The organism is Brevibacillus formosus, assembly GCF_003013405.1.
GTDB lineage: Bacteria > Bacillota > Bacilli > Brevibacillales > Brevibacillaceae > Brevibacillus > Brevibacillus formosus.
Genome location: NZ_PXZL01000023.1, coordinates 89,400 through 116,160, shown reverse-complemented (window position 1 = coordinate 116,160; position 26,761 = coordinate 89,400). Strand labels below are relative to the sequence as shown.

The following is a 26,761-nucleotide window of genomic DNA, read 5'->3' as shown; positions in this document are numbered from 1 at the left end:
GGGCGGAGGCCGAAGCGTAGACTGGAAATGCGCTTCTTCCCCCACGACACCTACGCAAAAAATCCTCTTTCACAGAGAAAGAGGACAAAAATCGACAAGATTCTCGCCTCTTATCTGTCAGGTAATCTACCTGTTGGAGTTAGCACCTTGGCTCGAAAGAACACATTCTCTCGTGCTAGGTTGCCGGGCTTCATAGGGCCATTCCCTCAGCCTTCTCTTGATAAGAGTAGTTTTTATTTTCAAAACGTTTGTGTAAGTATATACAGAATATAATCTGGCAATTACCTATCTGTCAACTGGGTTTACCGAAAGAATTTTCTTGATAAATATTCCAGTTTCTTCTGTAGCATCAAGAGGGATTTTGTTGTGTCTTGTCGAATTATCGTAGATTGATACAAGCCTAGCAAATATTTGCGATGGGGATGCTACATGAGTCTATTAAAAGAAGTCATTCTTCAATGGTTTTTTGCCATTATCCCGTTTGTGTTTTTCAATATTTATTACCGTGACAAAATGAGGAACTACAGCCGTTCCTTTATTGCCATTACCAGCTCAGCCTGCATGTTTCTCGCGATGACCTTCGCCCCGAGTGTCATGAATGGCATGTTTTTTGATATCCGACATGTCATCATTCTTTTCGGACTAGTTTATGGCGGAATCGAGGTTGCCATGCTCCTTCTGATTGAAGCCTTGGTTTATCGGTACTACCTAGGTGGAGAAGGGACATGGGTCGCCATGCTGATCCTTACTGTCAATTTTGTCATATCACTCTTTTTGTATCGACACTACAAAGCCAGTTATCGGAAAACACTGTATCTTTTTATGACGAGTGCGATTTTTTCTACGGTTGCTTTAGGGACTACTTATTACTTTTTTCCCACCTATGTAACTCAACACCTCGTTTACTACACCATAGCGATTCCTATTCAAAACTTTTTCGGCCTCTGGTTATTAATGTCGCTTTTCAGCAAATGCGTTTCGGATAAGGAGCTGTTTATCCGCCACGCGCAAAACGAAAAAATCCAGACGATGAGCCATGTTGCTGCATCGCTCGCACATGAGGTTCGCAATCCGCTGACGGCAGTCAAAGGCTTCTTGAAATTAATACAGGAATGCCCGGAAAATTTGGTAAAAGTCGATCAATACATTCGCATCAGTCTCGATGAAATTCAACGGACAGAAGCCATTTTGACCGAGTACCTTGCGATTTCCAAGCCGCTCAAGGAACGGCATGAGATTATCAATGTGAGCGAGCATCTGCATGCTATCCGCGAAGTGATGCTCCCCTTTGCGAATATGCATAACGTGGAGCTTACACTGCAAGACTTTGAGAGACCTGTGACGATCAAGGCCAATCCAGACGAGTTCAAGCAAGTACTTGTGAATTTCATCAAAAATGCCATCGAGGCGTGTTCAGATATTTCGGACGGAAAAGTCTCTCTGGACTTGCTCATCGAGCGAAACAAAGCCCTGTTAGTCATCAAGGATAACGGTGTCGGCATGGATGCAGGACAGATCAGCCGTCTCGGAACGATTTACTTTTCTACGAAAACAACTGGGACCGGTCTTGGATTGACGTATTCCTATCATGTCATCCATGCGATTGGCGGAACGGTCAATGTATCAAGCAAACCACGAGTAGGAACCAAGTTCACCATTATGCTCCCGTATAAGGCACAGTAGCTGCATGCAGGTTTTGCAGAGGGACTGTGCCTTTTTCCATTCGATCGCTAATGATGCAAATGACGGTGGGTTACCCTTGCCCTCAAGTTTTACTATGCATTTCTGGGAAGGCGTTATGCAAAACGAAACACCAGGAGTCTCCCCCTGGTGTCTCTCTTTATTCGTATGGCAGCCATTCTCCTGTAATGGCATCTACATCCCCGTTGCTTTTCAATATCTCTGCCGAATAGACCAAGACCGGTTTCTCTTGAATCCTATTGTTTTCAAGCGGGAATACATAACGGGGACTAAACGATTTATGTTGGAGATAAACCCGCGCCGCCGCTTCCGCTGAAATCACCTTGGACGCATCCGGGAAGGTCTCCTGCTCATGAGGGAATGTCAAAGTGGCCCCGATAATTTCTCCTGTCTGCCCGTCAAGCGTGATCTTGTAAAACTGATCCGGCACCATTACGCCGTTTACTTCTCGGACAAAGTTCAATTCAACCTGTCTGCCCATCACATAAATTTGCTCCTGCATCCGAACAGTCTTCACCCGTGAATCCAAATACGGCTCCAAAAACAAGATCGCTCGCTCCTGCAATTCTGCGACGGCAAGTGTCGGATCACCTTCTCGCAGCTCCGGATAAGATATCTTGAACGCTGCTGCCCGATTGTTGACAGTAGTCAACTGCATGAATCGCTCGCTTTTTTTGGCCTGGTATTCCCGTTCGTTGTCTCCCATCATATAATCGGGCACATTACTCCCGGTAAATGTGAAGCCCTCCACCTTCTGACCGAAGAACTCCATGGCGGCCGCAGCCTCTTTTTCCGATGTAACCATTGTCTTCTTGCCTCCGGGCTTGACGGCAATACTGTCGCGAAACGACTCCCCGCGCCACAAGGTCGTTTTCACTTCCTTGCCAGTACGAGCGTCAAGATACCCGAAGAAGTTTTCCCTATAACGAAGAACGTAGTCCACATCCTTCTTCCCGACTCTCTGATACGTCAGTTGCATGACTTCCGCAAGTCCGCTCTCCGCTTTCTTCGGTGAAGGCAGCTCAGCTATTGGAGGAAACCGCCCAATGTCCAGGTTCATTCCCGTTGAATCCCCTGAATTGATGTAGCGAATATGCCCGGCATCGCTCATGCCGATCACATAATTGTCTCCTTCTACCTGCACGTCATTCACGTAGCGTTGCAATCGCACAGCTTCATGCGAAACGGTATCTGCTCCCTCTTGCCCATCTACTCGTTCGATCCGATACTGTTCCAGATTTTTGCCCAGAAACGGTTCCATAAATGCCTTCGCCTGTCGCTCTATTCTCTCCTTGGAAGGCGCTCCTTCGACTTTCTCTTGCCCTGGAATCTTTTCCAGGTCGAACCCGAGCAAGAGTCCGCTTTTGGCGTCCAATTTCGCTCTGGCATATAGCGACACTTCTGTTCGATCTTTGTTGCTGAACGTGCGAAAATCTATGTTGTACACCTCGCGAGGAGCTTTGGCTACGTAGACCCTCTTTTCCGCTTCCCGAAAAGGAGGATATTTCTCGTACAGCTTTTCCAACGTCCTAATCGCCGCCTGGCTTAGCTCGCTTTCTTTTATTTCTGTCGATGAGAAGGAGCGGGGTACCAGATACGCTTGTGATTCAAACCGAGATTGCTTGAATATCTCCGGGGTTACCCCCATCATCCATACTGCTGCTGCCACTGTTGCAGCGGAAACTGTCCATGTCGCCAGCTTGAGGACGATTCTTTTCGGACGATTCGTTTTGGTGCGCGCCCGTTGCACCAGCTTTGCTTCCAGCGCTTCTACGAATTCGCTCCTTGGCTCCGCATCCTTTGACCGAGGAAGAGCCGCGAAGAATTGCTCGTCATTTGGAGTATTCATTGGCCAACCCTCCTATCCAATCGACATGCAAAACTTTTTTGAGTTCTTTTGTTGCCCGATGAAAATCTACGCGGACCTTGGCTTCGCTTGTCCCGAGGATTTCTGCCGTTTCCCGAATACTGTAGGCCTTGATGCCACGCAAAATCAGTACATTCCGATGATGCGGCTTCATTTTCTGCATCGCCTGCTCAATTTCCAGCTGTTCTTCCTTGGAAGCCAGCTCCGCTTCCGGCCTTCCCAGAAGAGAAGGCAGCCCTTTTAACAAATCCATGCCAAAAAGCGTTTGCACCCGCCTCTTCCGGTAATCATCGATGGCGACATGCTTGGCAATATGCAAAATCCATGTCTTCACACTGGAACGTTCTTCATATCTGGCCAAAGCGTCCAAGACCCGGATAAACACTTCCTGTGTCAAATCCTCCGCATGCTCACGCTTCCCCGTAAAGTAGTAGAGGTATTGATAGACATCACGGTAATGCTCGCGATAGATCGCTTTAATCCGCGCTTCGTAATCGACTGTGTCCTGCACTGGATTTCCTCTCCCTGCTCCCTACTTGATAGATTGACCTGTAACCGCGTCAACCTTTCCGTTTCTTTCTTTCGGCTCATAAACAAGGACAGGTGTTCCCTGGTACCGTCCGTTAAGGGAAGGAAACACGTAGCGCAGTGTAAGCGGATTAGCTTTCAACAATGCTTGTACGGCTTGCTCGGGCCCTACGACATTTGAGGCATCATCATAGAATAATTTACCAGTAGTTACTGGTAAACTGGCGGATACAATGTCTCCCGTATGCATGTCAACTTTTACTGAATAGCCCTGTCCCTCAACCATAATCCCTTGGTGTACAGGGGAAAATAGAAACGTTTGCTTGCCTGCTTCTCTGTTAATCATTTGTGGTACCAGCTCCATTTGTGGTACCAGCTCCGTTACCTCTGCGTCTACAAATGGTTGCAGAAACGCCACTGCTTTTTCCTCGGCAGCTGCCTCTGTAATCACTTTCTGCTTTGGTGGGTTTTCAAGTACATGGAAGTACGCAATCTGATCATTCACTGTCCTCACTGAGAACTTTTTGTTGCCAACCACGGCATCATACTCCTTTTCCCCTTCGAGAACTGGCGAACCTTTGGTTATTTTAAACTCAATTCCTTTAGGCAATGGAATAAAAGTGGAGAGTGAGGTGGCTATCTCCTCATTTGTTTTGGCGAAGACCCGCTGGTTGCCAGGCGTTATCGGGATTGGTTTCCCGTACTTATTTTTCTTGGTCCATCCGGACTCTACCTCGGCTCCTGATCGTGCATCCAGATATCCGGAAAAATTCAGGCTGTAGACTGGGCGGAAGCCAGCGCTTATGTCTCTTGCTTTTTGCTCATAGCTAAGGTGAAGCATGTCTTCTAATTGTTTGCCGAATTCGTCTGGATTCTTAACCCCTGACGGAGCGGCGAATTTACTTGCGTCCATCTGCAATCCTGTTGTGTTTCCTGCGTTTATATAGTCTAGCTCGCCTACTCCATTGATCCCTACTACGTAAAGATCGTCTTTTACCGGAATCTGATTCACAACCCGAACGAAACGCACATTTGCCACGGCCTCTGCACCCTCACCATCAACTGTTACCTCGTCTATTTGGTATTGCTTGATGGCGTCACCGATGAAATCCTTCAGAATACTCGGCGCTTTTTCTTTTCCCATCGCTTCCGTAGGACTTGCAGTCGGTTTCTTTTTGGGAATGTCGTGTGCAGAGAAGAATAACAGCATACCGTTGTTTGCATCGATTTTGGCATCCGCATACAGGGATACTTCCGTCCGCTCCTTGTTGCTGAAGATGCGGAATTGGATGTGGAAAACATCTCGCTCCTGATTGTTACGCGAAATGGTTTTTTCCGCATTTTTTAATTCCGGGTAGTGTTTGTTCAGCCTGTCTACGGTTTTTTGGGCTAATTTGCTCAATTGGGGCTGTGTCGATTTGACTGCCGCGGCTTGTACAGTTACTTGTGGTTGCGCAACCCACAATGGGCTTGAGAAGAGCAAAGCAGCAGCTCCTACTGTGATCATCAGCTTTTTGGTTGCGTATGGTTTCATTTTGAATTTCCTCCTGGCTTCCTCTTTTTTTACGTTCATAGCCCAATAGTCGAAAGCAAAAGGGAAATGTTACAAGGAAATCAAAATAAAAAAAGGCCAGTCAAGCCTTTGACAGGCCGCCTAGCCGTTGCGAGGTTTTGGAAGCGACATCCTTTACCCGTTCAATCAAATACTGGAGTCGCTCCTCCTTCAAATCATACGTGACAATTCCAATGCTTAACGCCCCGATTACCTTTTGATTGTAGTCTATCACCGGCGCTGCGACAGAGGCCGTGTTTTCCGTCCGCTCCGCAAAGCTGACCGCATGACCAGCAGCTCTGATCTCCTGGAGCTTCTCCATAAAAGCAGACACCTGCTCTTCAGCCACGAGCTGAACTACCGTTTGTCTCGCTTCTTCCAGAGGCATGTGGGCCAGCACGACTTTATTGGCCGCACCGATATGCATTGGAATCCGCAAGCCCAACTGGTCGTAGATGCGGATATTGTGCTGACTGTCTACACGTTCAACGACAATTGATTCGAGTCCGCTAGGCTGACTGAAATAAACACTTTCGTTCACTTCTCTGGCGAGCTCCTCGATCATCGGCTTGATCACCTTCCGATAATCGATCCGATCGAGCACCCGCAAGCCGAACTCCATCCATTTAATCCCCAACGTATATTGCTTGGTCGCAGCATCCTGCTCTACCAGTCCATGCTTCATCAACGTGTACAACAGCCGGTAAATGGTGCTGACCGGGAGCTGGCATTCCTTCGCTAAATCATTGATCGTCCACCATTTTCTATGTTCATCCGACGAAAGTGCCGTTGCAATCGCCATCGCTCGATCAAACGATTGAATCACGGTCATCCCCCCTTTTTATCTATCTTCTCATATGAAACTATGTTAAACCATTTGCTTTAATTTTGTGAATCGCAAAAAAACTCCAGTGAGTAATCACAGATTGACAGTCAGAAAACAGAATGTGTAAACTAATGATGAACATTTCGAAATATGAATAATATTCTGCAATGTGGAAAAAGGGAGGCAACTATGTTCCAAGGCAGCCAATCCATGGTCAAAAAGATGAAAACCGTCATCATCAAGCATCCCCATCAAGCATTTATCAGTCAAGAACATCTCGATCAATCGTGGAAGACCTTCAACTATACAGACCGCCCTGACTGGAACCGCGCTCTGCATGAATACGCCAAATTCGAATCGATCTTGCGCGAGCATGTAGAAAACGTCCTGCACTTGCCACAATCCGATAAAACCGGACTGGATTCTATTTACGCCCATGACCCGGTGAAATTTACTTCTAAAGGGGCAATCATCCTCAAATCTGGCAAGGAGCTCCGTCAGGGAGAAGCCGAAGTATACAAAGCCTTTTTAGAAGAAAACAATATTCCGATCCTGGGACAGCTCACAGGAGATGCCTTGTCAGATGGCGGCGATCTCGTCTGGCTGGATGACAAAACGCTCGCGATCGGCCTTGGCTTCCGCACGAACAAAGCCGCTATCGCTCAAATTACGGAAATGGTCAAGGATTTCACGGATAAAATCATCGTGGTACAGCTCCCGTATGATCGCGGTCCTGCGGAATGTCTGCATCTGATGTCGATTATCAGCATGGTCGATCATGATTTGGCAGTCGTCTACTCCAAGCTGATGCCTGTATTTTTCCGTCAACTACTTATCGACAGAGGCATTCAGTTAATCGAGGTACCGGATCATGAGTACGAGAATCTCGGCAGCAATGTTCTCGCCCTCGCGCCGCGTGTGTGCATGGTCGTGGCAGGCAACCCGATTACCAAGCAACGCCTCCTCGACGCAGGTGCGACTGTGTACGAGTATGAGGGAGAGGAGATTTCTTACAAGGGAACAGGTGGCCCTACTTGCCTGACAAGCCCGGTGGAGAGAGTGTAACAAGTCGAAAAAGCACAGAAAAGACCACATTCCGTGGTCTTTTCGTTATTTCAGCACCGTTATTTGGTAATAGGAATCACGCCATCCAAAAGGAATCTTTCAAACTCCAGTCCGCTCATCTCTACCTTGTACGTTTCCTGTTTGGGTACCTCGAAGACAATCGAAACAGTCTCCTGATCCTGTGCCACAATAAAATCCTTGTAGGACTGGCCTTCTACGCGCAAGTTAATCGCTTCCGGTCCCTTGTTCGGAATGACAATGAACAGCTTGCCTTTGTCGTAATACACCTTTTCGATGTTCAGCTTTTTCTTTTTGCCAAACGGGATACTTTGCGGATAGTTGGCATTCAGATCCAGCACGATGTTTTCTCTAATGGACTTATTCGCAGATACCTCGTCGAATTGAAGCTCGAGTTTTTCCGGTACTTCTTCAAAGAAGAGAGATGGAAAAAACTGCATGGTATACTTGTCGGTGCCTTGAACCCTGGTAGCATCGCCACCTCGAACCCGTTCCAGATTCTTATTGATTCGGTCATCTATTACCGGATATTCCTTTCCCTTCCCATCTACCAGCTTCACATTTTCCAAGCGATACAGCTCGAATCCATCCTGCAAAGCAGCTTCTAGCTCCGCTTCCATCACAGTCGGAGAAGCTACTATCTGGTTTACTTTAAGCCTCGTCAACAGGCTGTCTGTTTCTAGCACAGCCTCTACTTCTGCGTCCGGTTCGATTACTTTTTCTGCTACAGTGACGGACCTTGGCAGGGGCAGCAACAGCTCGGCTACCACTTCATGAGCTTCTTTCTTGCGCATATCTACAATTTGCACAGGCAGAACGGGCTTGGTCTGATTCATGAACTCTCGCATTTTTTTCTCATCAATTCGGTAATTCGATGTGATGATAAGATAATGCACACCATCGATTAATTGAAAATCTTCCTGAGCATGACCTCTTTCTGACAGCTTCCCCAACTCTACACGAAGACCCCCATAGATCATATCGCTTCTTTTCGATTCATCCGGAATCCGTGCAATCTCCTCTATTTTTTCACCGGAGATTAACAGCGTAAACGTAATCCGTCTGTGATCCACCATGGCATCCCTGATCTGATAAACAAAACCATCCTTCTCCAATTTCACCTCTGGCAGAATCGGATAACCGTTCTTCAAAGCATGCGTGAAACCTTCATCTGCCGTGATCCATTCAAATACTTCCTGGCCTCGCTCTGCACCAGTCAGTCCCCACAAGCTTCCATCAAAGGGCTGAGCAATCTGGAAGAAAAGGGTAGCAGCAACTGCCACTCCGGCTGCCCAAGAAGTTACTTGCCAGCGACGTCGACGCTTCTCACGCTGAATTTTTGTGAGTACTTCCTGCTCGAATTTTTCCAAATGAAACGGATATTTCTCACGAACGGATTGCTTTGCTGATTGACTCCATTCCCTCCACATGCGATCGTCGCTCATCCTTTTACCTCCTTAGACATGGTCTCCTTCAATTGCTTTCTGGCTCGATGCAAACGCGTACGGACGACCTCCTGCGAAACCGAGAGAATGTCCGCTACTTCCGCAATCGACAGGTCTTCGTAATAGTGCAAGAGGATAACCTGCCTGTATTTCGGTGCAAGCGATTGAATGTATGTGACGATCTCTTCCCTCTTCACCCGGTTCAATATCTCTTCCTCTACCTGATTGTTTGCCTGCCGATCCATCAGGTTACCCAAATGATCATCCATCGTCGGAAAAATGTTGCGGAACGACCAAGACCGAAAATGCTTTTTGCTCTCATTTATCGCGATCTTGTAGAGCCAATGCTTGATCTCTCCGTCCCCGCGGAACTGATCAAGATGTCGATATGCTTGGATAAACACGTTTTGGGTAATATCGTCCGCCAAGGCATGATTTTTTACCGTGAGGCTTACCAGATGAAAAATCTTCTCCCCGTATTGCTGCATTAGCCATTTCAGTCTGGCTTCCCGTGTAACCTCCAGACTCGCTGGCATTATTTCTGCTTCGTTCAACCCGTTCACCTCATCCGTTGATTGCTTGCTATTAGGTATGATCCGTCTCACGGCAAAAAGGTGACAGAAAAAGCAAAAAGAAACCGCTGTGGCTTCCACAACGGCTACTTCGCTGTTTGTTCTTCGTGCAATGCTTCAGTTCCACTGATGAAAACGATGCCGCTCGGATGCGAGGGTCAGCAGGAGAACGTATTCCTGATTGCTTTATAAGACATGCTGCATCCAAATATTCGGCTCGATATATACCACTTCGTCCTTTTCCACGTCAACCTGCACCGGAACTAATGCGTCTGGAACAATGTACGATCCAGACTCGGGAAATTTCATGCCTGTCCAGCCTTCCCAATCCGTCAGACTTCCTCTGATCAGCATGGATTCCGGCGCCACCTGCATGATTTTCGCTCCCAGCTTCCAATGCGTGCGCACCCACGGATCAAACGGAGCGTCATCGGTCGTTTTCCACTGAACATACTTGTCCATTGGCGTGAGCGGGTACTTGTGCTTGAGCGATGGACGTACAGGTGCCACCAAGTGCACCAAGCCATTTTCCTTGGCGATACCCTTCATCGCCGTAACCAGCTGCTTGCTCAGACCAAGTCCACGATATTGGGGATCGATGGAGATGGAGAGTGCCGATAACGCGTTTGGCTGTTTTTCTTGGCGGTAGTCTTCAATCCCTTGCAGAAAGACATCATCCCAGCCTTTTGGCAACCCTTCCGCAGTGCCATCCCAATAAAATGGAATCGCATTTCCTACAGCCATCACCTTGTCGGTCTCGTCCGTCAGCATGAACTGATAAGAAGGGAACCAGTCATACAGATGACCGTAATATTCGTTAGCAACTTCATCATTCAGCATGAAGGCAGACCAGCTTGCTTCGATTAGTTCATCAGCCTGATCGTTTAGATCTGATCTTTGTGCGAAAGTGTAGATGTTGTATGACATGCTTGGAATCCTCCTACGAACACAGATGTCTATCTCTCCACTTATTCCCTATTCGATTTTCTTCGACATTTTCCTCTTGCGGTGTGTCACACTATCGCTCCCTCTCTCGTTATAGGGGCAAACCAAACGAGGAGCTGATTGGCATGAAAGAACAAACATGTGTGATTGTCGGAGGCGGGTACGCAGGTATCCACGCACTAAAAGCCGTTCGCGAGACGTGCAAAGGACATCCGATCCGCTTCATTTTAATCGATAAAGAGCCTTATCACCTGCGCAAAGTCCTGTTGTTCAAACCGGCAGCTGCCAAAACAGACATCTCGATTCCGCTAAAGAATCTGTTTCCAGAGGACGTTGAATTCGTACAAGGTACAGTCACGTCGATCAAAGGGAAGGAGAAAACCCTCTTATTCCGGAACAAAAACGGCCAAGAACAACCGTTGCCCTACGACATTCTCATCCTGGCAGTAGGAAGCGTCATTCGCCAACCGGAACCAGAGCAAGGCGGCATCGCTTTGACGGGCGTCGAGGCGGCTGAGGCTGTTCGCGATAAGTGGCTTGCCAACATGCGCCAAGCTGTCCATGAAAAGCAGCCATCCGAACGAGAGCGATTGTTGACGATCGCCGTTGCGGGAGCGGGCATCAGCGGGATCGAGACCGCTGCGGAGCTGGCTTTTGCCATGCGAGCGGAAGCGAAGAACCTCGGCATTCATCCTGAAGAAGTCCGGGTCTATCTCATCAACGCACAAAATCGTTTGTTTATAGAAGGTTCTGCCAAAATGGGGCGCAAGCTGGAGAGTGCACTCACGGATGGCGGCGTAACCATTCTGCATGGTCAAAAGGCCCTTCATGAGTGGGACGGAATGCTGACGCTAGCCAGTGGTCGCACACTTGCTGTCGGGCTGTGCGTCTGGTCGCTCGGACTCCTGCCCAATCCCGCATTGCGCAGCATGGGCCTGCCACTGACCACACACGGACAGGTGGTCGTCGATGAATCCTATCGTGTAGCGGGTACACCGGGGGTGTACAGTATTGGCGATTGTGCACGCATCGTAGATCCAGCAAGCGGGCAAGCGGACACGATGACCTGCAAGGAAGCCTCTGGACAGGCGATACGTTTGGGCAAAATTGTGCTAGCCGATTTGGACGGCACCCCTGCCCCCGCACACAAAAGCTACATGGACTTTTACTGCATCGGACTCGGCCCCGAACGCGGAATGGTTTGGACGAGAAAATGGGGACTCGATATCATTATGACAGGGAAATTAGGGTGGAAGCTTCGCCAGTTCACCTGGAATATTGCCAGCATGATAAAATAGGAAAAAATAAGGACGTAAGAAGACTAGAGGAAGTGACACAGCCATGGAAGCTCTGTACAAACAATATAAGGGGCTCATGTTCCGCCTCGCCTATCAGATGCTCGGCTCGGCCACGGATGCGGAGGATATCGTGCAAGACGTATTCGTGAAGGCCCATGATGTCTCGCTGGAACAGATGGCCGAACCGAAGGCCTACCTGTGTAAAATGACCACAAACCGCTGCCTCGATTTGTTAAAATCGGCCCGCAAAAAACGGGAGCTGTATACTGGTCCATGGCTGCCAGAGCCCATCTCTACCCCTAGTGCAGACAGCTATGATTCTGTCATTACCAAAGACTTGCTCTCCTACGCCATGCTCGTCCTGTTGGAGCGGCTGTCTCCCTCAGAAAGAGCGGTGTTCGTCCTACGAGAAGCCTTTGACTTCCAATATGACGAGATTGCCGAGCTGGTTGGAAAAACTGAAGCGAATTGCCGCAAAATCGTTAGTCGAGCTAAAAAGAAAATGGGGATTGACTCAGCGGAACCTCATCTCACCCCAGACAAAGAGCTCGGCGAGGAATGGATCAACCGTTTTCTGGCTGCGCTGGAGCACGGAAATGTCGAGAAATTGCTCACTCTGCTTGCCACAGATGCGGTTTTGCTCTCCGACGGCGGCGGCAAGGTCACCGCAGCCCTGCATCCGATCTTATCTGGCGAACGCGTGGCTTCCTTCTTGCTCGGCTTGATGCGCAGCTTCTCGAAGCGATCAGATTTTTCTGTAGAGCTCGCACCTGTAAACGATCAGACCGGGTTTGTGATCAGACAGGACGGCAGAATTGACACCGTTGTGTTTTTGCATATCGAACACGGAGTTATTCGTAACCTCTATTTTGTCAGAAATCCTGATAAATTAAGATTCATAGAGCCGTAGTCGGCTCGAAGCGTAGCAAAAGAATTCACACAAGAATCTCACAAACAAAACCCTCGTTTAGGTGTTCGTTGAAAATTAATTTTTAGACTAAGCCTAATACATGAAACAGCGGCGACTTAAGACCTAATACAGTCTTAAACTCACCGCTGTTTTTATTGAACTATTGACCCCGTTAGCTGAATATCATTTCAAAGATATTAGCAAGCCTTATTCTCTTCTTAATAAATACTGATATACTTCATCTTTTGACAAATCCCATTCATATATACCTTCAGGAATATTAGCGAGTTCGGTTTCTAGCAAAGGATGTTCTATTTGAATGGTTGTTAATCCTTGGTCTTGTCTAATTTTTTCGATAAGCCGAATATCATAAGGTATATAATTCATTGTTAGGATTTCTGAAAATTTATTTTTTAGATCTAACGAACTATGTATATGATAATCGCAAATTTCAAAAAGCAAATTTCCCAATAGTTCTTTATCTGTGGTATACCAATTGTCAAGAAGTTTTCTATACACATTTTGCTCCGGTAATACTGCATACAGTTCCTGATTTATTTTTTCAGTATTGTATAGATCGTGTAATAGTGCCATAAACAAATGATGGGTTTCTTTTTGAGCGTATTTATCTTTATTACTTTCAAATAATAATTGGAAATATTCTCTGGAGAGTTTTGATAAATCAGTCATTTCCCACAGCAGCGATAAGCCTATAATACATCCTATCGTTCTAGGAGCAACTTCTTTATAATCAAAAAGTTTCTGTAAAATATGTTCTTCCCACAAAAGAAACCGAGTGATATATTTCCATCCTTCTCTATCACCATTTAAAATTAAATATTTTGGGTATTCCCCGGCATGTACACCTATTCCAAGAGATAGATTTCTAGCTATAGTATCTTTGTATCCGTCTTTAAGATCATTTTGAATACTTTCTTTTATTAAGTTGTACCATTCACTAATATGTTCTTCACTAATCGTTTCTTTTTTTATTTTATTTATCTCTTTCTTGAATTCGCCGATTAATTTTTTGTGTTCCATATGTCCCACTGTCCCCTCTTTTTTTCTTGTTCTCCCTCTACGATCCTCTAATTTGAATTCAAGGGAAGGAGGGTTTTGTTTGGCTTCATTCGCGTACTAAAAAAGTGTGGTCAAAATAAGTTTTGAAATTCGGATACAAAAAGATCAGTGCTTCTTTCAATTCGTTGCGTTCTGTATTTTCTTCATCCATTTCAAACAAAACTTCATGGTCAATTTCATAGATTCCACACTTCTCTTCATCCGGGCTTTCTTGTAAATCGATACATCGTAGTTTTCCGTACTCTGTATCCCATGAAAAAGGAAGGTAGCCTAACTTGCAAAGCAATGGGTTGTACATATCCTTAATACGATCAAATGGCTCATCGATCCCTTGTTCAGGAATGACGTCGAAATAATGATGGCAAGTAGAAATGAAGGCTTTATACCATTCCGGAAATTTCAGCCCAAATTCTTCCTCGAGCGCAGCCACATCCTCCTGACTCACGGTAGAAGGAACCAGCTTCCATCTGGACCATTCTTCATCGACATCCGCTACCTTCATGGCATCAGGGACGTCTGGCCGCATCCATCTGCAAAAACCTTCTTCTGTCACTTGGTTATATCGCTCGTAGTAAGCTTCAAAACCATTCTTGATATACTCTTTTCTATCCATTTGTTAAGCCTCCTTTTCCCTATAGGAAGTCAGTTCCTCCATAATCGTTTCGTTTCCACAAGTACTTCATCCTGAAATTCCATTTTGTAAATATCAGGCTTGGACGTCGTCAATAAAAAATCCAAGTCGTACTGGCTGTCAAAGTACCCCATCATCAATGTCATAACGGCACCATGTGTTCCGATTGCAACTTTCTGCCCTCTGTATTGTTGTAAAATGTTTCGGAACGTTCTTACCACACGATTCCGACAAATTGCGATGGACTCTCCTCCAGGTAAAGAAAAGTCTGGCTCATTAAACATCTTCTTTACTAATGGATACAATTCTCTATCGGCCATGATTTGATTGTTTCCGATAAAAACGAGTTCTCTCAGCTCTTCTAAAACGACGATCTCTTTCCCTGCGGACTGAGCTAATTCTTCTATTGTTGCCATTGCCCTTTTATACGGACTTGAAATGAACGCATCGATCCGCTCGTCTTTCAACAATTGAGTAATGATACGGGCATCTGACCTGCCTTTTTCAGTCAGTCCTCGTGTTCTTTCGTCCCCCTCGGTTTTTGGTGATTCTCCGTGCCTGACCATGTAAATAAAGGTTTTCATTCATACCCTCCGTGGAAACTTTTTATTTTCCGCCCTACATCCTTCCTGCAAATATATTACAACAAAACCCCCTTTCCGTTTTACCAGAAAAGGGGGACTCTCTTAGATTTTGAACCGATGCACGATCTCTTCCATCGTCTGCGTCAAGCCGACATTTCGCTCCGAGATTGCTCTGTGATCGCCTCTACACTGTGTGCACTTTTCTCCATCGAGTTCGTCACTTGCTCCACGACAGAAACCACACTGCTGATTGTAGAATTCAACTCTTCAAAAGACGCATTGAATTCTGCCAGCAACGTATGGAAACGGTGTGCATCCAAATTGTACTTCTCTGATGTTTCCATCATGCTGTCATAGTCAGGACTGACCTGCGTATCAATGAAGTCCAATACGCTAGACGAATGAGTCGCCAATCTGCGTATCTCATCGGCTACGACAGAGAAACCTCTACCGCTGTCTCCTGCACGTGCAACTTCAATCGCGGCATTCAATGCTAACAGATTCGTTTGCTCAGAGATCGTGAGTATCGCCTCTGTCAACAGGTTGATTTTTTCCATCGATTCCTTCGAGTCAGTGATCGCCATTTCCGTTTGCGCCTTTACATTCATATAGAGCTCTGTCGTCATAATATCCGCAGCCAATGCATGTTCCCGCAAAGCTGTTGCTCGCGAGCTGACATCCTGCGCGGTCTCAGCCGCTTCTTCCGTTCTTTTCGTAAATATCTCCATACTTAACAAAGAAGAAAAACTAACGATTGCCCTTACTTTCTATAATTCCATCAAAGATAAATACTCTGCTGAGTGGGGGGATTACATCCTTGGCAGATTTTGATCTGCTTTGTGGACAGCCCCTTTTTCCTGTTCAAAATACTGTTAAATGGAGCTAAATCTTGCTGGTTTCTATCGATCGGAGAGTTTTTGAAACACCTCGTTAATCATTCTCATCCGTTCCTCTACTTTTTTTGCAGCAGCATCCAACGTGAATCCATCGTCAAGCAACTCTTTTACCAAGAGAATTTTTTTGATGCTTAGGTAATCGTACTTCCTAGTGGTGCCCTCGCCTTCCTTATACGACTGAATAATTCCTTTTTCTTCCCAATAGCGAATCTGTCTTTGAGGAACACCAGTTATATCAGATACTTCGCCAATTCCAACGACCAGCTTGCGCAATAAATCAAAATCCATAAGAGGATTATCTGCATGATTATCGTGGTTCATCTTATCACCTCTTGCTATTTCCTATTAGCAAATATTTTACGCGATAGGCACAATATTTACAACACAAGGTTAATTGTTGACTTTAATTGTAGATTTGTTACAATCAATGCGTAACTTACGCAAGTTATGAAAATTTATTACGAATAGGAGAATGGTTATGCCAATCATTAATGTGGATTGCTGGGAAGGTTTTAATGCAGAGCAAAAGGAGCAGTGGATCAAGGAGCTGACCAACGCCACGGTCAATTTATTTAATATTCCTCCGGATAAAGTGCTGGTGATCCTACGGGAAACCCGGTTGGCTAATTGGGGGCAAGCCGGGGTAGTTGCTAGCGATCCGGACTTTCTGGCAAAAAGCCGTCTGACTGAATAATTTTGAACCTGATCTGAAAGAAGGGAACAACTTGTCGGAAATGGCGCGACGACCCACATTCATTGCGGAAGGAAAGTATTTTGTGATGACCGCAATTCTTTCATGGTGCGGTTTAGCTGTGGTATCTAGCATGTATGTAACCATACCAATGGTTACAGCTTTCGTCCGAGAGTTTCAAGTCAGTCCGGCTCAAGCAGCATGGAGCGGCAGCGCTTTTTCGCTTGCCTATGCAATCAGCTTTTTGCTCTTTGCGTCTTTATCGGATCGGTATGGACGAAAACAGGTAATGTTTTGGGGACTGGTTGCTCTTAGCGTGATCACTCCGCTTCTCGGAATAGCAAGCAGTTTTCCTTTGTTCATTGCACTTCGAACCATTCAAGGCATTGCCGCAGCGACGTTTGCTCCGGCAGCACTTTCCTACATAGTGGAGATGTATCCGGCGGAGAATCGAGTGACAGCAATTGGATTCGTTAGTACCGGCTTCTTACTGGCAGGGATTGCAGGACAGGTTTTAAGCGATATCGTAAGCCAGAACTTCGGTTGGCCTTTCGTCTTTTATTTCCTCGGTGGAATCTATCTACTGTCCGTCGGCTTGTTAGGGGGATCGATTCCAAAAGGGGGAACACAGCATCAAAATATCAATGTCCTAGATCCATTTAAGCAGATGGGAACGTTGCTGTTTCACAAATCCCTGTTATTCTGTTTTCTCATTGCATTCACACTACTCCTTACGTTCGTCGGTATGTACACCACGCTTGGAAGTTATCTAAGTCAAGCTCCATTTTTATTACACAGCAATCAAATTCTACTGATACGGGCTGCAGGGATCGTAGGTATGCTCCTTTCCCCGTTTGCTGGAAGTTTGGTAGCTAGATTTGGAATCATGAACGTGCTGAAAGCGGGCTTGCTTTTAGCCATGCTTGGTCTTGGAATTTTGGGGATCAGTTCTGCCCTGCCGATTCTTGTTCTGACTAGTGTTCTGTTTGTAGCTGGCATTTCCATCACCGTTCCCGTTTTAATCTCATTGATTGGCACCCTCGCAGGACAATTTCGTGGAGCAGCCGTGTCGCTCTATACGTTTATCTTGTTCTTGGGGGCAACGTTGGGGCCGATTGTATCACTGCTATTGCTGAAAACAGGCAGCTATATTTTGACGTTTGAAGGACTGGCCGCTTTATTGAGTACCGCTTTTTTGTGCTCCTTTCTCGTGCAGAAACGAATCGTTGGTGAGGGATAAGGATGAAAAAAAGTGAAAGAGCAGGATTACAGCAAAGCGTTACAAGCAGCGTTGCAACTGCTGCAGGTTCCCGAAGGATATCAATTAAAGAGTGCTCAGGAGCACAAGCAGAATCAGGATGTAGTTTGGGTATTCCGGTACGAAAAAATTTCCAGGGACAACAACGGGCTTGGCGGTGAACATTTTTCCTTTGTTGTTGAGAAAAACACTTATAAAATCCTTGGTGTCACTGGATGGATCAACGTCTGGTAGCTGGTGAACTTCCAAGTAAAGAGGAAACCAAGGCTTTAGCTAAAAGATTTTTAAGTAAAGCTCAACCGGGTTTGTTCAAAAAATTGGAGAACTTGTGGATTGACAATCATGACGAAACAATCGATGTGACTAAAGGGGATAAGCATGAATCGGTGACCATCTCGGGTATGAAATACGGAAAAATGGCTTCATGACAGTTGGGTGGAGGAGTCTATTTAAACATAGAAAGAGGATGATCTGCTTACCGATCTCCCGGGTCTGTCAAGAATTTTTGTGTAAACTCAATCAACCGATATATGAAAAGGTTTCATCCCGCTAATTAGGATATCTTTTTCGGAGCAAACAGAGTTAAGGGCGTAAATTAAACCCTTGACGCGTTGGTGTAGAAAAAGACAATCCCTTCTGGGATGAAGCCTTTCTTTTATTGTTAACGGGTGTGTGGTCGTACGCGGTCCTCAAAGAAAACAGATAGCTGCATGAGAATTTGTCCCCAATTGTGGACTCGTCCCGTCCATTTCCGTAAGACATCCATGGTTACGAGATATATCATTTTGAGAAGAGCATCGTCTGTGGGAAAGACGGCTTTTCCCTTCGTTACTTTTCGAAGTTGTCGATGTGAGACTTCGATGCCGTAGAGCTACTGCAGATGGGATGGTCTTGAATATCACGTGTGGATACGCCTTTTGCATACAAAGCGAGGATTTGATCTTCGATCCCTGTTACATTTACTGGTGTTTCTTTACAATGGCAGGCTCAAATTCACCCTCTCGATCACGTGGGACTTACATGTCCTCCTCGCCATGCTCGGAACTTTTTTTACTGTATCCAATACGGCTATTGGTTGTCCGCTTGTTTTTCATGTCATGCTTTGCATATCCAAGAGAGGACTCCATCTCAACTTCGAGCATTTCTTGGATCGTTTCAGCAAACAAATCCTTTAATGCTGACTGTACGTCGTCCACAGACTGCATGTTTTTCTCTTTGATCCACTGCTTGATCTGCTCTTTTGACATCATAAAAAAATCTCCCAACCTTTCTAATACTAATTGTAGTTTAGAGGTTGAGAGTTTACACATCGTGTAGCCATTTTTCAGTCAAGTGCTCATTGTTCCATTTTATGCCTTGTTCGAACGCAATGATGTTCATGGGTACTTGAAAAAAAACTCGCTTCCTTAGGGCAAGCGAGTCGCATTCGTATGGGTTAACCACTCAACACTCTACTATAAATCCTTTGAATCTGCATCGTGATGTAGACCAATTCCATCTCGGGGAACTCAAAATCATATTCTTCTTGCGCAAATTCACCTACTTTTTGTGCGCATAAATAAGATTCCTCGTACTGTTCTTTTATAATCTGGGACATTTCCGGTTCTATATCATGAAACGATTCGCCAAACTCCGCCCGTTGTACTGCAAAGCGCAAATGTGTGACTAATCGCTCATAGGAAACCGTTTTCTCCTCAATCTTGATTTTCAAACTGCTTTCGATCAGATCGATCATATCCCGTATCATAGTGGTCATATCCATTGTTTTTGCCATATCTCCCGCGTTTATCCTGGCGGTGTGGATATGCAATGCAATATAACCGACCTCATCTTCGGGAATTTCTATCCCTAGCTTCTCTTTTATCAATGCTTTCGCCCAGCAACCGATCTGAAATTCTTTTGCATACAAAATTTTGATTTCGTTCAGCAAGGTATTTTTAATGACCATTCCCTTCATTAATCTTTCTAGGGCGAAGGACAAGTGGTCGGTCAAAGCGATATGAATATGGTCATGCAAGGTTATCCCTAGTTCTTTTTCCGTATGGGAGATAATTTCCTCAGCCACTTGGATATGTTCTTCAGGAAGTGTTATTAATATCTCTTCGAACTTTCCGTACTCTTGCCATTCATTCATGACAAATACTTTTTCTATCTTTGAAATGTCTACCAGATCATTCTTTTTTTTCTGGAAAGCGATCCCTAAGCCCATAACGATCTTTTCTTCTCCCTGATCCTGGACAACGACCGCGTTGTTATTTAAGATTTTTTTAATTTTCATGGTATCCCTCCTGTCTATCCTCCCGTCACCTTCCCCATTTACTAGGTGAACCATGATGAGAAAAATTACATCTGCGAGGAGCTCCATTACCTTTCATTTTACCGTAACCATCACCCATAGAACGCATCCAATTTGGACCAGGAAAACCTTCTCCCAGGTCATCAGAATGATTTATTCCTCTTCGGTAAATCTAAGTATCCATGTCAAGGTGAAAGCGGCAGTAACCGCGATAGCTAGACCAATAAGATAATGGACTGCGTTTGATATTCCTAATGGTGTCACAATCGCAAGCATGGGGATTCCAGTTAAGCCATAGGCGTTGGCAACTACGTGGGCACCTACGACATATGCCCCGCCTAGCCCCCCTCCAATGGCCGCTCCTATAAATGGGGTGATTAACCTCAAATTGATGCCAAACATCACGGGTTCAATAATGCCAAAAAAGGACGAAAGAGCAGCAGGTATCGCAATCTTCTTCAGTTTGTCATTTTTCGATTTGAAAAAAACGGCTAAAGCAGCTCCACCTTGGGCCACGTTAGCCATGGACCAGATCGGCAGCAAAAAATTGACACCAACCTTCGGATCGGCTAGCAACCCCACCTCAATGGCGTGCAAACTATGATGCAATCCAGTAACGACGAATAGCGCATATAATCCGCCAAACAGGAACCCTGCCACCAGTCCAGCATACTGATAGACATATTCCAAGCTACCAGAAATCATCTCCCCGATCATCATGCCCAAAGGGCCAATCGCTACGAGGGAGACAATCCCGGTAAACGTAATGGTGATAAAGGGGATGAGCAATAAATCTAATGACTGGGGTATGAATTTTCGCAGGACTTTTTCAAACCTGCTCATTACGTATACCGACAACAAGATAGGAATCACCGTACCCTGATACCCGATCAACGCGATTTCAAGCCCAAACAAATCCATATATTCCGGGGTGCTGTTCCCCAGCTCTGCAGGGTTTAATAATGACGGGTGGGTTAATATCCCCCCAATCACTGCACCTAAAATGGGATTGCTGCCAAATTCCTTGGCTGCGCTAAAGCCAATTAATATCGGAAGAATAATGAACGATGAGCTGGAAAACATGGTGAGCATCTTCATCCATGCGCTATCCATCGTGATCCAACCAAAAGCCTTCACCATACCAAGCAGCCCCATGAGCAAACCGCTCACTACGATAGCGGGAATAATCGGTAAAAAGATGTTGGATAGTGTCTTTACAAAATGAGTGAATGGATTCATCTTTGGCGCCTTCTCCATCCGCTCTTTGGATGGATTTGTCTGTGCGATCTCGATCGCCTCGACAAGTGCCTTGTACACTCTGTTTACTCTGCCGGTCCCTAAGATAATTTGGAATTGTCCGCGCCTGGAAAATACCCCTTCTACGCCATCCATTTTTTCGATGGCTGATATATCCGCCTTTTCTTCATTTCGAAGAAGCAAGCGTAATCGAGAAGCACAGTGGGTAGCGTCAGCAATATTTTCCTCACCCCCTACCAGAGGCAACAACTCTTGAACAAACTCTTTTGATTGCATCAGCTTTGTTATCGTCTGTTCCTCCTCTTTTGTATAAATAAGGGAATAGACTACGTCCCGCTTATCATTCCATGAAAACGAAAGAATCATGAATGGATGTCCACAAGAATAAAGACGCTCAGCAACTACTGAACGCCAAAAACTTTCTATTGCCAACGTCTCTTGTTTTTTAACGGAACACGCCTTGCTTTTTCTCATGAAGAATCCTAGTCTTGTCATCCGCCATGGAGATTTTTAGAGATGGTGCCAGCATTCCACCGAAATGATCCTTTTGATAGTCTGGTGTTTGTTCGCCAATTTGCTGGATGTCTTTTCCCTCTACATGGACATAGTTGACAAAGCTAATCACCGTACCGTTTGGCATGACCATCCAAGAGTATGCTTGATACGGATTGTCTTTTGGATTGGAAATCACTAGTCCGCTTCCATTCAGGGGTTTATACCCGCCAAATAAGGACCCGGACACAAAACCGTATAATCCTTCCGGCGCATCGAGACCTGGCGCGAACTTTTCATGGTGGGTTTTTGCAAAAAGATAGTATTGATTGCCTTTTACAATAATGCTCGGACGCTCCAGCTCGTCATTTACACAGTTGGCTTCCAGTAAAGGGGGAAGAGCCTCAAATTCCGTCAGACTGTCAGAAGACGCTTTGGCGATGCCGATACTCGCATTATAAGGTTTTGAACTGTCAGGCTGACAAGCCCGCTCTGACAAGGTTCCTGCGGAGTTGGCCTCAAATAGAATATATTCTTGTCCGCTCTTTGGGTCTTGGAAGAAGTAAGGATCACGGAAGGCGTAAGAAGATTCACCTTGGTTGGACTGACTTTCTGTTTGATAGTATTCTCCATCCGGTTCCAAGATGATTTTGTGTTCAGACTAATTTTTAAATGCCACAGAGGCATTGGTTGTTATGATATCAGCGGTAGCCGTAGCCAAACGCTGTTCGTATGTTAGTTTTTTTTCATTTTTACGTCCGGTCGCTGTATAAAAGATATGGACTTTTCCATCTTTGTCAATCATGGCAGAGCCTGCCCATTGCCTTGAACCCAATGCTTTTCCGTCATCAAACAAACGTCCGCCCAACTGCCAGCTCTTTCCGTCCTTTGCGTAGAAATAGCGGATTTCCGCCGTATCGTGGCGTTTGCCAGGAATCACGTCACTTGGCACCGTCAGAGCAAAAATAACCTTATGGCCATTGACAACTGCTGGATGGCCATTCCGGTCTTGCAGCGGCCATGTATCCCATACCAGAAAGTCCTCTGAAAGTTCCTCAAGCTCCTCCTTGTTGATGACAGGTGCTGTATTCTCTTCATTCATCTTTATTTTGCTGACATCTTCGCGCGTCCAATCGAATGTAGCTGCGGTTTCTTGGGCGAAGACGCTTGAACTGATAACCGGGGCTAGAATAGCCGAAAAACCGATAACTGCTGCTGATAGCATTTTCCCGGCATTTTTTGTGTTCCAAAACATGTGTATGCAGCCTCCTACCGTCACTTGTTTTTAGAAAAGAATAGAAGGTCAACCGACAACTTTCGGTTGACCATTCTTATTTATTGCTTGATCCAACCTGGCTCGTACTCTTGTTCCAATTTTGTGCGATCGTCTTTGATCGACAGCTTCACCGTCGGAGCCAATGTTCCGCCAAAGTGGCTGAATTGGAATTCCGGAGTCTGATTGCCGACATCGCCGATGGACATGTTGCCCAGATCGCCAAAATGGGCGAAACCGACCACGTTCAAGTTCGGAAGCACCAACCAGGAATATGCTTGGTATGGATTATCAGCCGGATTGGCCAAGACCAAACCGCTTCCGTTCAGCGGCTTATATCCGCCGATCAGCTTGTCTGAAACGAATCCGTACAGTCCGTCCGGTCCGGTGAGTCCATCCGCATATTTATTGATGTGGCTGTCGGTAAACAGATAATACTTTTTATCCTTCACCACAATATGCGGGCGCTCCAGTTCTTCATTTACGTAGTTGGCTTCTACAAGCGGAGGAAGCATTTTGATTTTGGAAAAATCGCCGCCCTCCACCTCAGCGATGCCGATGTTGCCATTAGCGTGTACAGCACCTGGAGGCACGTTTTGCTGCCCGGCAAATTCAGGACTGCCGACATATTCCGGTTTCAACTTGCGGTCGGCAGCAGAGCCTCCGGAATTCCCTTCAAACAGCAGGTATTCTTTTTTCGTTTGCGGATCTTTAAACCACATCGGATCGCGGAAAGCGTAACCACCGCCTTCACCCTGCTGTGCTTGTTCTTTGGTCTGATAGTGTTTTCCGTCCGGCTCCAAAATGATGCGGTGATCGCCCCAATTTTCGAATCGGACTCCGCTGTTGTCCGCGACGATATCGCCGGTAGCCATGGCCAAACGTTGTTCATAGGTCAAACGCTCTTCGCCTTTGTGTCCGGTTGCGGTGTAGAACGCATGGATTTTGCCGTTATCCATCATAGCCGATCCAGCCCACTGGCGGGAACCGAGCGCGGATCCGCTCGGGAACAGCTCGCCACCCAGCGTCCAATCTTTTCCGTTTTTCGAATAAAAGTAACGGATCGTGGCAATGTCGTGCACTTTGCCCGGCAACACATCACTCGGTGCGGTAAGCGCGAATATCACTTTCCAGCCTTTGATCGAGGCTACATTCCCGTCACGGTCTGTCAGTGCCCACGTATCCCACATGTGATAGCCCGGCGCCAATTTTTCCAATTTGCTGATGTCGGTGTACGGCAAGGTATTGTCTTGATTCAGCTCGATTTTCGATGCCTGCTCGCGCGTCCAGTTGACCGTTTGCTCACCGCCCTCGGCATACGCCGAGAGCGCAGTGAGGCCGGAAGCGACTACGCTTGTTGCCAACGCCAGCGCGGTCAATGCTTTCTTGTTTTTGCGGATCATGTTACCGCCCCTTTCCTTTATGGCTATGCGTGCTTAGCGATTCGGGCCGAACGGCTTGATTTCACCTTGTTTTCCCTCTTTGGTAATTTCCGATTTGTCACCTTCCAGGTTTACCTTCAACGTTGAAGAGAAGGTACCGCCGAATTTCACTTCACCGTTCTCATCTTTTGGTTCGTTAATGAAGCTGATCACCTGTTGGTTCGGAAGCACCATCCAGGAATACGCTTGGTACCCGTTTTCCGCCGGGTTGCCGATAACCAAGCCGCTTCCGTTCATCGGTTTGTAATCACTACGCAGACCCTTCCCGACAAAACCGTATACACCGTCCGGACCTGTCAAGCCAGGCGCGTAGGTGAAGGTATGGCTGATCGTGAACAGGTAATAATCATCGCCATTTACCACGACGTGCGGACGTTCCATCTGATGGTTGGCCCCAACTGATTCGAGCAGCGGCGGCAGCAGTTTTAATTTGGTGATGTCGTGGTCAAGCACTTCCGCGATGCCGATATTGCCGTTGTACAATTCCGCCCCTGCCGGAACCGAATGGGTTTTGCGGTATTCTTCGTCACCGATGTTTTCCGGCTTCAATGAATAGTCACCGCCGGCCTGGCCTTCGAAAATGATGTACTCTTTGCCGGTGTTCGGGTCTTGGAAGAAGAACGGATCACGGAACGCCGTGATGATATTGCCTTTGAACTGTTCAATCGTTTCGTAATAATTGCCGTCCGCTTCCAGAATAATCTGGTGTTCACCTTCGTTCGTGAGATGCACGCCATCTTTGTCGGCGCCGATATCGAATGTCGTCTTTGCGATGCGCTGCTCAGCCGTTTGAGCCCATCTGGATTCGTCCCAATTGTTTTTATCCCCGGTTGCCGTGTAGAAGAGATGCACTTTGCCTTTCTCATCCAGCATGGCTGTTCCGGCCCATTGCATATGACCTAACGCTTTGTCTTTGTTATAGGGAATCCCGGCGTAGGTCCAGTCTTTGCCGTTTTTCGAGTAGAACATTCCGATGCTTGCTTGCGTATGACGTTCGCCCCAACCCAGAGAGCGCGGAGCGACCAGTGCGAACGCGATTCTGTAACCTTTTACAGTGGCAAGGGAACCGTCTCTGTTTTGCAGGGGCCATGTGTCCCAAACCCATTGGTCCGGTGCGACGAGCTTGAAGTCCAAATCGACCGGCGGAGCGGTTGTCTCTTTCGTGAGAGCAACCTTTTCCGCTTGCTGGCGCGACCAAATCGAAGTGTGATCATCACTGACTTCGGCTGCTAATGCTGGGATGGCTGCAAGAAAATTGGCAGCGATCGCTGTGGATAAAGCTAGATTCCTAAACTTAGGTTTGTTGGATTTTCTCATTTTCTTAAATCCTCCCTTTACATCATGAATTGCAGCAAAGTTACCTATTATGGGAATATTGAGAGATTAAAAACTCTGCTCTTCTCCATTGACAGGACACAAAAAAGACCTAAAACGCGTAAGGGACTGTATAGCGATAGCCATACTTCGCCCATCTCACGTTTCAGGTCTTGCCTGCTTAGCAGTAACAATCCTGCGGTATTTTGTTCGCATCCTCATTCTATTGTCTGCGAATTACGATTTCAATAGTCAAAAATACCCTTTCCTACAGATCGAAACAAAGGAGAATATTCCCGGACTGTAAATAGCACCTTTCTAATTGGAACCTTAGTTAAATCCGCTTAAATCGGATATTTTTTCTTTTGCTAATAGTATAGCTCGACAGAAGCACCGTGATCAACATAATCAGGGAAATAGGGGTTCGAGAAAGGAATGACATGATAGTAAGATCTCCAAAATCCCGTACATTTCGCATCGATTCGTAAGCAAAAAACAAAACATAGGAAAAAGCGGCTATCTTTCCAAAGAAGCCTAAATATTGCACGAGAATTTGAACAAGGCTTTTATTCGGTTCTCGTCTCTGGATGCCTAAAAATAACATCAATAGTAGAAAACTGACAGCCATGCCTGTCAACACCGTTAACCAGGCATCCTGTTTAGCTCCAATTCCCAACTCAAATAAAGTCGAGGAACCGATTTGAAATAAGATGATCATCGCACTTTGTCGATTGCGTTTCCAGGAATTATTTCGATAGGGGTAAGCACCTATATACACTAAGATTTACCATTAACACCGTGCTTATAGTGTCAATGAACA

Annotated in this window: 25 protein-coding genes, 2 pseudogenes and 1 riboswitch; of the genes and pseudogenes, 8 read left to right on the top strand and 19 right to left on the bottom strand. The window is 46.1% G+C overall.

All coding sequences use genetic code 11. From position 1 onward, the window contains the following. Positions 1 to 107 precede the first annotated feature (107 nt). Positions 108 to 227, bottom strand: a riboswitch (SAM riboswitch). A gap of 202 nt (positions 228 to 429) precedes the next feature. Continuing rightward, the gene (locus tag C7R91_RS20600; RefSeq protein WP_047069594.1) at positions 430 to 1,683 is read left to right on the top strand and encodes a sensor histidine kinase; all 1,254 of its coding nucleotides are present in this window, start codon (positions 430 to 432) and stop codon (positions 1,681 to 1,683) included. Between the two features lie 157 nt (positions 1,684 to 1,840). Here the strand turns inward: C7R91_RS20600 and C7R91_RS20595 are convergent, their stop codons facing one another. The 4 genes from C7R91_RS20595 to C7R91_RS20580 all read right to left on the bottom strand — a co-directional run bounded on the left by C7R91_RS20595 (position 1,841) and on the right by C7R91_RS20580 (position 6,474). Then, positions 1,841 to 3,550 (bottom strand): hypothetical protein, encoded by a 1,710-nt coding sequence (locus C7R91_RS20595; protein ID WP_047069595.1) that lies wholly within the window; start codon positions 3,548 to 3,550, stop codon positions 1,841 to 1,843. Next, positions 3,534 to 4,079, bottom strand: a complete 546-nt coding sequence (locus C7R91_RS20590; RefSeq protein WP_047069596.1) for an RNA polymerase sigma factor — start codon at positions 4,077 to 4,079, stop codon at positions 3,534 to 3,536. The genes C7R91_RS20595 and C7R91_RS20590 overlap by 17 nt, the downstream gene beginning before the upstream one ends. 21 nt (positions 4,080 to 4,100) lie before the next feature. Beyond that, the gene (locus C7R91_RS20585) at positions 4,101 to 5,630 is read right to left on the bottom strand and encodes a hypothetical protein (protein ID WP_047069597.1); all 1,530 of its coding nucleotides are present in this window, start codon (positions 5,628 to 5,630) and stop codon (positions 4,101 to 4,103) included. A 100-nt stretch (positions 5,631 to 5,730) separates the two neighbouring features. Continuing rightward, complete coding sequence (locus C7R91_RS20580; protein WP_047069598.1) at positions 5,731 to 6,474, bottom strand: IclR family transcriptional regulator; 744 nt, start codon at positions 6,472 to 6,474, stop codon at positions 5,731 to 5,733. Positions 6,475 to 6,663: 189 nt separating this feature from the next. On the opposite strand from C7R91_RS20580, the gene C7R91_RS20575 reads away from it, so the two are divergent. Further along, the gene (locus C7R91_RS20575; protein WP_047069599.1) at positions 6,664 to 7,539 is read left to right on the top strand and encodes a dimethylarginine dimethylaminohydrolase family protein; all 876 of its coding nucleotides are present in this window, start codon (positions 6,664 to 6,666) and stop codon (positions 7,537 to 7,539) included. Between the two features lie 59 nt (positions 7,540 to 7,598). On the opposite strand, the gene C7R91_RS20570 is transcribed toward C7R91_RS20575, so the two are convergent. The 3 genes from C7R91_RS20570 to C7R91_RS20560 form a co-directional block, all read right to left on the bottom strand. Beyond that, positions 7,599 to 9,002, bottom strand: coding sequence for a hypothetical protein (locus C7R91_RS20570; RefSeq protein WP_047069600.1), 1,404 nt, complete (start codon positions 9,000 to 9,002; stop codon positions 7,599 to 7,601). Beyond that, a complete protein-coding gene (locus C7R91_RS20565; RefSeq protein WP_052773386.1) occupies positions 8,999 to 9,556 on the bottom strand; it encodes a sigma-70 family RNA polymerase sigma factor in 558 nt (185 codons plus the stop codon). Before C7R91_RS20565 ends, C7R91_RS20570 begins: the two co-directional genes overlap by 4 nt. A gap of 204 nt (positions 9,557 to 9,760) precedes the next feature. Further along, complete coding sequence (locus tag C7R91_RS20560) at positions 9,761 to 10,501, bottom strand: GNAT family N-acetyltransferase (protein ID WP_047069601.1); 741 nt, start codon at positions 10,499 to 10,501, stop codon at positions 9,761 to 9,763. Positions 10,502 to 10,644: 143 nt separating this feature from the next. Between C7R91_RS20560 and C7R91_RS20555 the strand changes: the two genes are divergently transcribed. Together C7R91_RS20555 and C7R91_RS20550 are read left to right on the top strand one after the other, a co-directional pair. Continuing rightward, positions 10,645 to 11,817 carry an NAD(P)/FAD-dependent oxidoreductase gene (locus C7R91_RS20555; RefSeq protein ID WP_047069602.1) on the top strand — a complete coding sequence of 391 codons (1,173 nt, stop codon included), beginning with the start codon at positions 10,645 to 10,647 and terminating at the stop codon, positions 11,815 to 11,817. Between the two features lie 43 nt (positions 11,818 to 11,860). After that, complete coding sequence (locus tag C7R91_RS20550; RefSeq protein WP_047069603.1) at positions 11,861 to 12,727, top strand: RNA polymerase sigma-70 factor; 867 nt, start codon at positions 11,861 to 11,863, stop codon at positions 12,725 to 12,727. Positions 12,728 to 12,934: 207 nt separating this feature from the next. Here C7R91_RS20550 and C7R91_RS20545 read toward each other — a convergent pair whose 3' ends face one another. From C7R91_RS20545 to C7R91_RS20525, 5 genes are all read right to left on the bottom strand, one after another. Beyond that, positions 12,935 to 13,768: a hypothetical protein gene (locus C7R91_RS20545; protein WP_047069604.1), complete on the bottom strand. Its 834-nt coding sequence runs from the start codon at positions 13,766 to 13,768 to the stop codon at positions 12,935 to 12,937. Between the two features lie 85 nt (positions 13,769 to 13,853). Further along, positions 13,854 to 14,420 carry an SMI1/KNR4 family protein gene (locus C7R91_RS20540; protein WP_047069605.1) on the bottom strand — a complete coding sequence of 189 codons (567 nt, stop codon included), beginning with the start codon at positions 14,418 to 14,420 and terminating at the stop codon, positions 13,854 to 13,856. A 29-nt stretch (positions 14,421 to 14,449) separates the two neighbouring features. Continuing rightward, positions 14,450 to 15,022, bottom strand: a complete 573-nt coding sequence (locus tag C7R91_RS20535) for a histidine phosphatase family protein (RefSeq protein ID WP_047069606.1) — start codon at positions 15,020 to 15,022, stop codon at positions 14,450 to 14,452. 143 nt (positions 15,023 to 15,165) lie between these two features. Continuing rightward, positions 15,166 to 15,750, bottom strand: coding sequence for a methyl-accepting chemotaxis protein (locus C7R91_RS20530; RefSeq protein ID WP_047069607.1), 585 nt, complete (start codon positions 15,748 to 15,750; stop codon positions 15,166 to 15,168). Between the two features lie 171 nt (positions 15,751 to 15,921). Next, complete coding sequence (locus tag C7R91_RS20525; protein WP_047069608.1) at positions 15,922 to 16,239, bottom strand: MerR family transcriptional regulator; 318 nt, start codon at positions 16,237 to 16,239, stop codon at positions 15,922 to 15,924. A gap of 157 nt (positions 16,240 to 16,396) precedes the next feature. On the opposite strand from C7R91_RS20525, the gene C7R91_RS20520 reads away from it, so the two are divergent. The 4 genes from C7R91_RS20520 to C7R91_RS20505 all read left to right on the top strand — a co-directional run bounded on the left by C7R91_RS20520 (position 16,397) and on the right by C7R91_RS20505 (position 18,295). Continuing rightward, positions 16,397 to 16,612, top strand: coding sequence for a tautomerase family protein (locus C7R91_RS20520; RefSeq protein WP_047069609.1), 216 nt, complete (start codon positions 16,397 to 16,399; stop codon positions 16,610 to 16,612). Positions 16,613 to 16,697: 85 nt separating this feature from the next. Next, positions 16,698 to 17,849, top strand: a complete 1,152-nt coding sequence (locus tag C7R91_RS20515) for an MFS transporter (RefSeq protein WP_083995092.1) — start codon at positions 16,698 to 16,700, stop codon at positions 17,847 to 17,849. Between the two features lie 12 nt (positions 17,850 to 17,861). Further along, the gene (locus tag C7R91_RS20510; protein ID WP_047069610.1) at positions 17,862 to 18,101 is read left to right on the top strand and encodes a hypothetical protein; all 240 of its coding nucleotides are present in this window, start codon (positions 17,862 to 17,864) and stop codon (positions 18,099 to 18,101) included. Then, positions 18,083 to 18,295: a hypothetical protein gene (locus C7R91_RS20505; RefSeq protein ID WP_052773387.1), complete on the top strand. Its 213-nt coding sequence runs from the start codon at positions 18,083 to 18,085 to the stop codon at positions 18,293 to 18,295. Before C7R91_RS20510 ends, C7R91_RS20505 begins: the two co-directional genes overlap by 19 nt. A 233-nt stretch (positions 18,296 to 18,528) precedes the next feature. On the opposite strand, the pseudogene C7R91_RS20500 reads toward C7R91_RS20505, so the two are convergent. The 7 genes and pseudogenes from C7R91_RS20500 to C7R91_RS20465 all read right to left on the bottom strand — a co-directional run bounded on the left by C7R91_RS20500 (position 18,529) and on the right by C7R91_RS20465 (position 26,659). Further along, positions 18,529 to 19,117: pseudogene (locus tag C7R91_RS20500) on the bottom strand (transposase). 185 nt (positions 19,118 to 19,302) lie between these two features. Next, positions 19,303 to 20,145 carry a PRD domain-containing protein gene (locus C7R91_RS20495; protein ID WP_047069611.1) on the bottom strand — a complete coding sequence of 281 codons (843 nt, stop codon included), beginning with the start codon at positions 20,143 to 20,145 and terminating at the stop codon, positions 19,303 to 19,305. A gap of 171 nt (positions 20,146 to 20,316) precedes the next feature. Further along, positions 20,317 to 21,696, bottom strand: coding sequence for a sucrose-specific PTS transporter subunit IIBC (locus tag C7R91_RS20490; RefSeq protein WP_047070313.1), 1,380 nt, complete (start codon positions 21,694 to 21,696; stop codon positions 20,317 to 20,319). Between the two features lie 169 nt (positions 21,697 to 21,865). Continuing rightward, positions 21,866 to 23,014, bottom strand: a pseudogene (locus C7R91_RS29770) (glycoside hydrolase family 68 protein). Between the two features lie 233 nt (positions 23,015 to 23,247). Next, complete coding sequence (locus tag C7R91_RS20475) at positions 23,248 to 24,588, bottom strand: glycoside hydrolase family 68 protein (protein WP_083995063.1); 1,341 nt, start codon at positions 24,586 to 24,588, stop codon at positions 23,248 to 23,250. Positions 24,589 to 24,621: 33 nt separating this feature from the next. Continuing rightward, the gene (locus tag C7R91_RS20470) at positions 24,622 to 25,944 is read right to left on the bottom strand and encodes a glycoside hydrolase family 68 protein (RefSeq protein ID WP_052773388.1); all 1,323 of its coding nucleotides are present in this window, start codon (positions 25,942 to 25,944) and stop codon (positions 24,622 to 24,624) included. A gap of 331 nt (positions 25,945 to 26,275) precedes the next feature. Further along, entirely contained in the window at positions 26,276 to 26,659 is a 384-nt protein-coding gene (locus C7R91_RS20465) for a GerAB/ArcD/ProY family transporter (protein WP_052773389.1), read from the bottom strand. Positions 26,660 to 26,761 lie beyond the last annotated feature (102 nt).

What these genes read in the sequence shown, in the direction of transcription:
- C7R91_RS20545 (WP_047069604.1), bottom strand. Translation starts at nt 13,768, where the DNA reads ATGGAACACAAAAAATTAATCGGCGAATTCAAGAAAGAGATAAATAAA.
- C7R91_RS20490 (WP_047070313.1), bottom strand. Translation starts at nt 21,696, where the DNA reads ATGCAATCAAAAGAGTTTGTTCAAGAGTTGTTGCCTCTGGTAGGGGGT.
- C7R91_RS20465 (WP_052773389.1), bottom strand. Translation starts at nt 26,659, where the DNA reads ATGATCATCTTATTTCAAATCGGTTCCTCGACTTTATTTGAGTTGGGA.
- C7R91_RS20560 (WP_047069601.1), bottom strand. Translation starts at nt 10,501, where the DNA reads ATGTCATACAACATCTACACTTTCGCACAAAGATCAGATCTAAACGAT.
- C7R91_RS20505 (WP_052773387.1), top strand. Translation starts at nt 18,083, where the DNA reads ATGGATCAACGTCTGGTAGCTGGTGAACTTCCAAGTAAAGAGGAAACC.
- C7R91_RS20540 (WP_047069605.1), bottom strand. Translation starts at nt 14,420, where the DNA reads ATGGATAGAAAAGAGTATATCAAGAATGGTTTTGAAGCTTACTACGAG.
- C7R91_RS20530 (WP_047069607.1), bottom strand. Translation starts at nt 15,750, where the DNA reads ATGGAGATATTTACGAAAAGAACGGAAGAAGCGGCTGAGACCGCGCAG.
- C7R91_RS20475 (WP_083995063.1), bottom strand. Translation starts at nt 24,588, where the DNA reads ATGATCCGCAAAAACAAGAAAGCATTGACCGCGCTGGCGTTGGCAACA.
- C7R91_RS20535 (WP_047069606.1), bottom strand. Translation starts at nt 15,022, where the DNA reads ATGAAAACCTTTATTTACATGGTCAGGCACGGAGAATCACCAAAAACC.
- C7R91_RS20525 (WP_047069608.1), bottom strand. Translation starts at nt 16,239, where the DNA reads ATGAACCACGATAATCATGCAGATAATCCTCTTATGGATTTTGATTTA.
- C7R91_RS20595 (WP_047069595.1), bottom strand. Translation starts at nt 3,550, where the DNA reads ATGAATACTCCAAATGACGAGCAATTCTTCGCGGCTCTTCCTCGGTCA.
- C7R91_RS20570 (WP_047069600.1), bottom strand. Translation starts at nt 9,002, where the DNA reads ATGAGCGACGATCGCATGTGGAGGGAATGGAGTCAATCAGCAAAGCAA.
- C7R91_RS20520 (WP_047069609.1), top strand. Translation starts at nt 16,397, where the DNA reads ATGCCAATCATTAATGTGGATTGCTGGGAAGGTTTTAATGCAGAGCAA.
- C7R91_RS20515 (WP_083995092.1), top strand. Translation starts at nt 16,698, where the DNA reads ATGACCGCAATTCTTTCATGGTGCGGTTTAGCTGTGGTATCTAGCATG.
- C7R91_RS20575 (WP_047069599.1), top strand. Translation starts at nt 6,664, where the DNA reads ATGTTCCAAGGCAGCCAATCCATGGTCAAAAAGATGAAAACCGTCATC.
- C7R91_RS20550 (WP_047069603.1), top strand. Translation starts at nt 11,861, where the DNA reads ATGGAAGCTCTGTACAAACAATATAAGGGGCTCATGTTCCGCCTCGCC.
- C7R91_RS20470 (WP_052773388.1), bottom strand. Translation starts at nt 25,944, where the DNA reads ATGAGAAAATCCAACAAACCTAAGTTTAGGAATCTAGCTTTATCCACA.
- C7R91_RS20600 (WP_047069594.1), top strand. Translation starts at nt 430, where the DNA reads ATGAGTCTATTAAAAGAAGTCATTCTTCAATGGTTTTTTGCCATTATC.
- C7R91_RS20555 (WP_047069602.1), top strand. Translation starts at nt 10,645, where the DNA reads ATGAAAGAACAAACATGTGTGATTGTCGGAGGCGGGTACGCAGGTATC.
- C7R91_RS20585 (WP_047069597.1), bottom strand. Translation starts at nt 5,630, where the DNA reads ATGAAACCATACGCAACCAAAAAGCTGATGATCACAGTAGGAGCTGCT.
- C7R91_RS20495 (WP_047069611.1), bottom strand. Translation starts at nt 20,145, where the DNA reads ATGAAAATTAAAAAAATCTTAAATAACAACGCGGTCGTTGTCCAGGAT.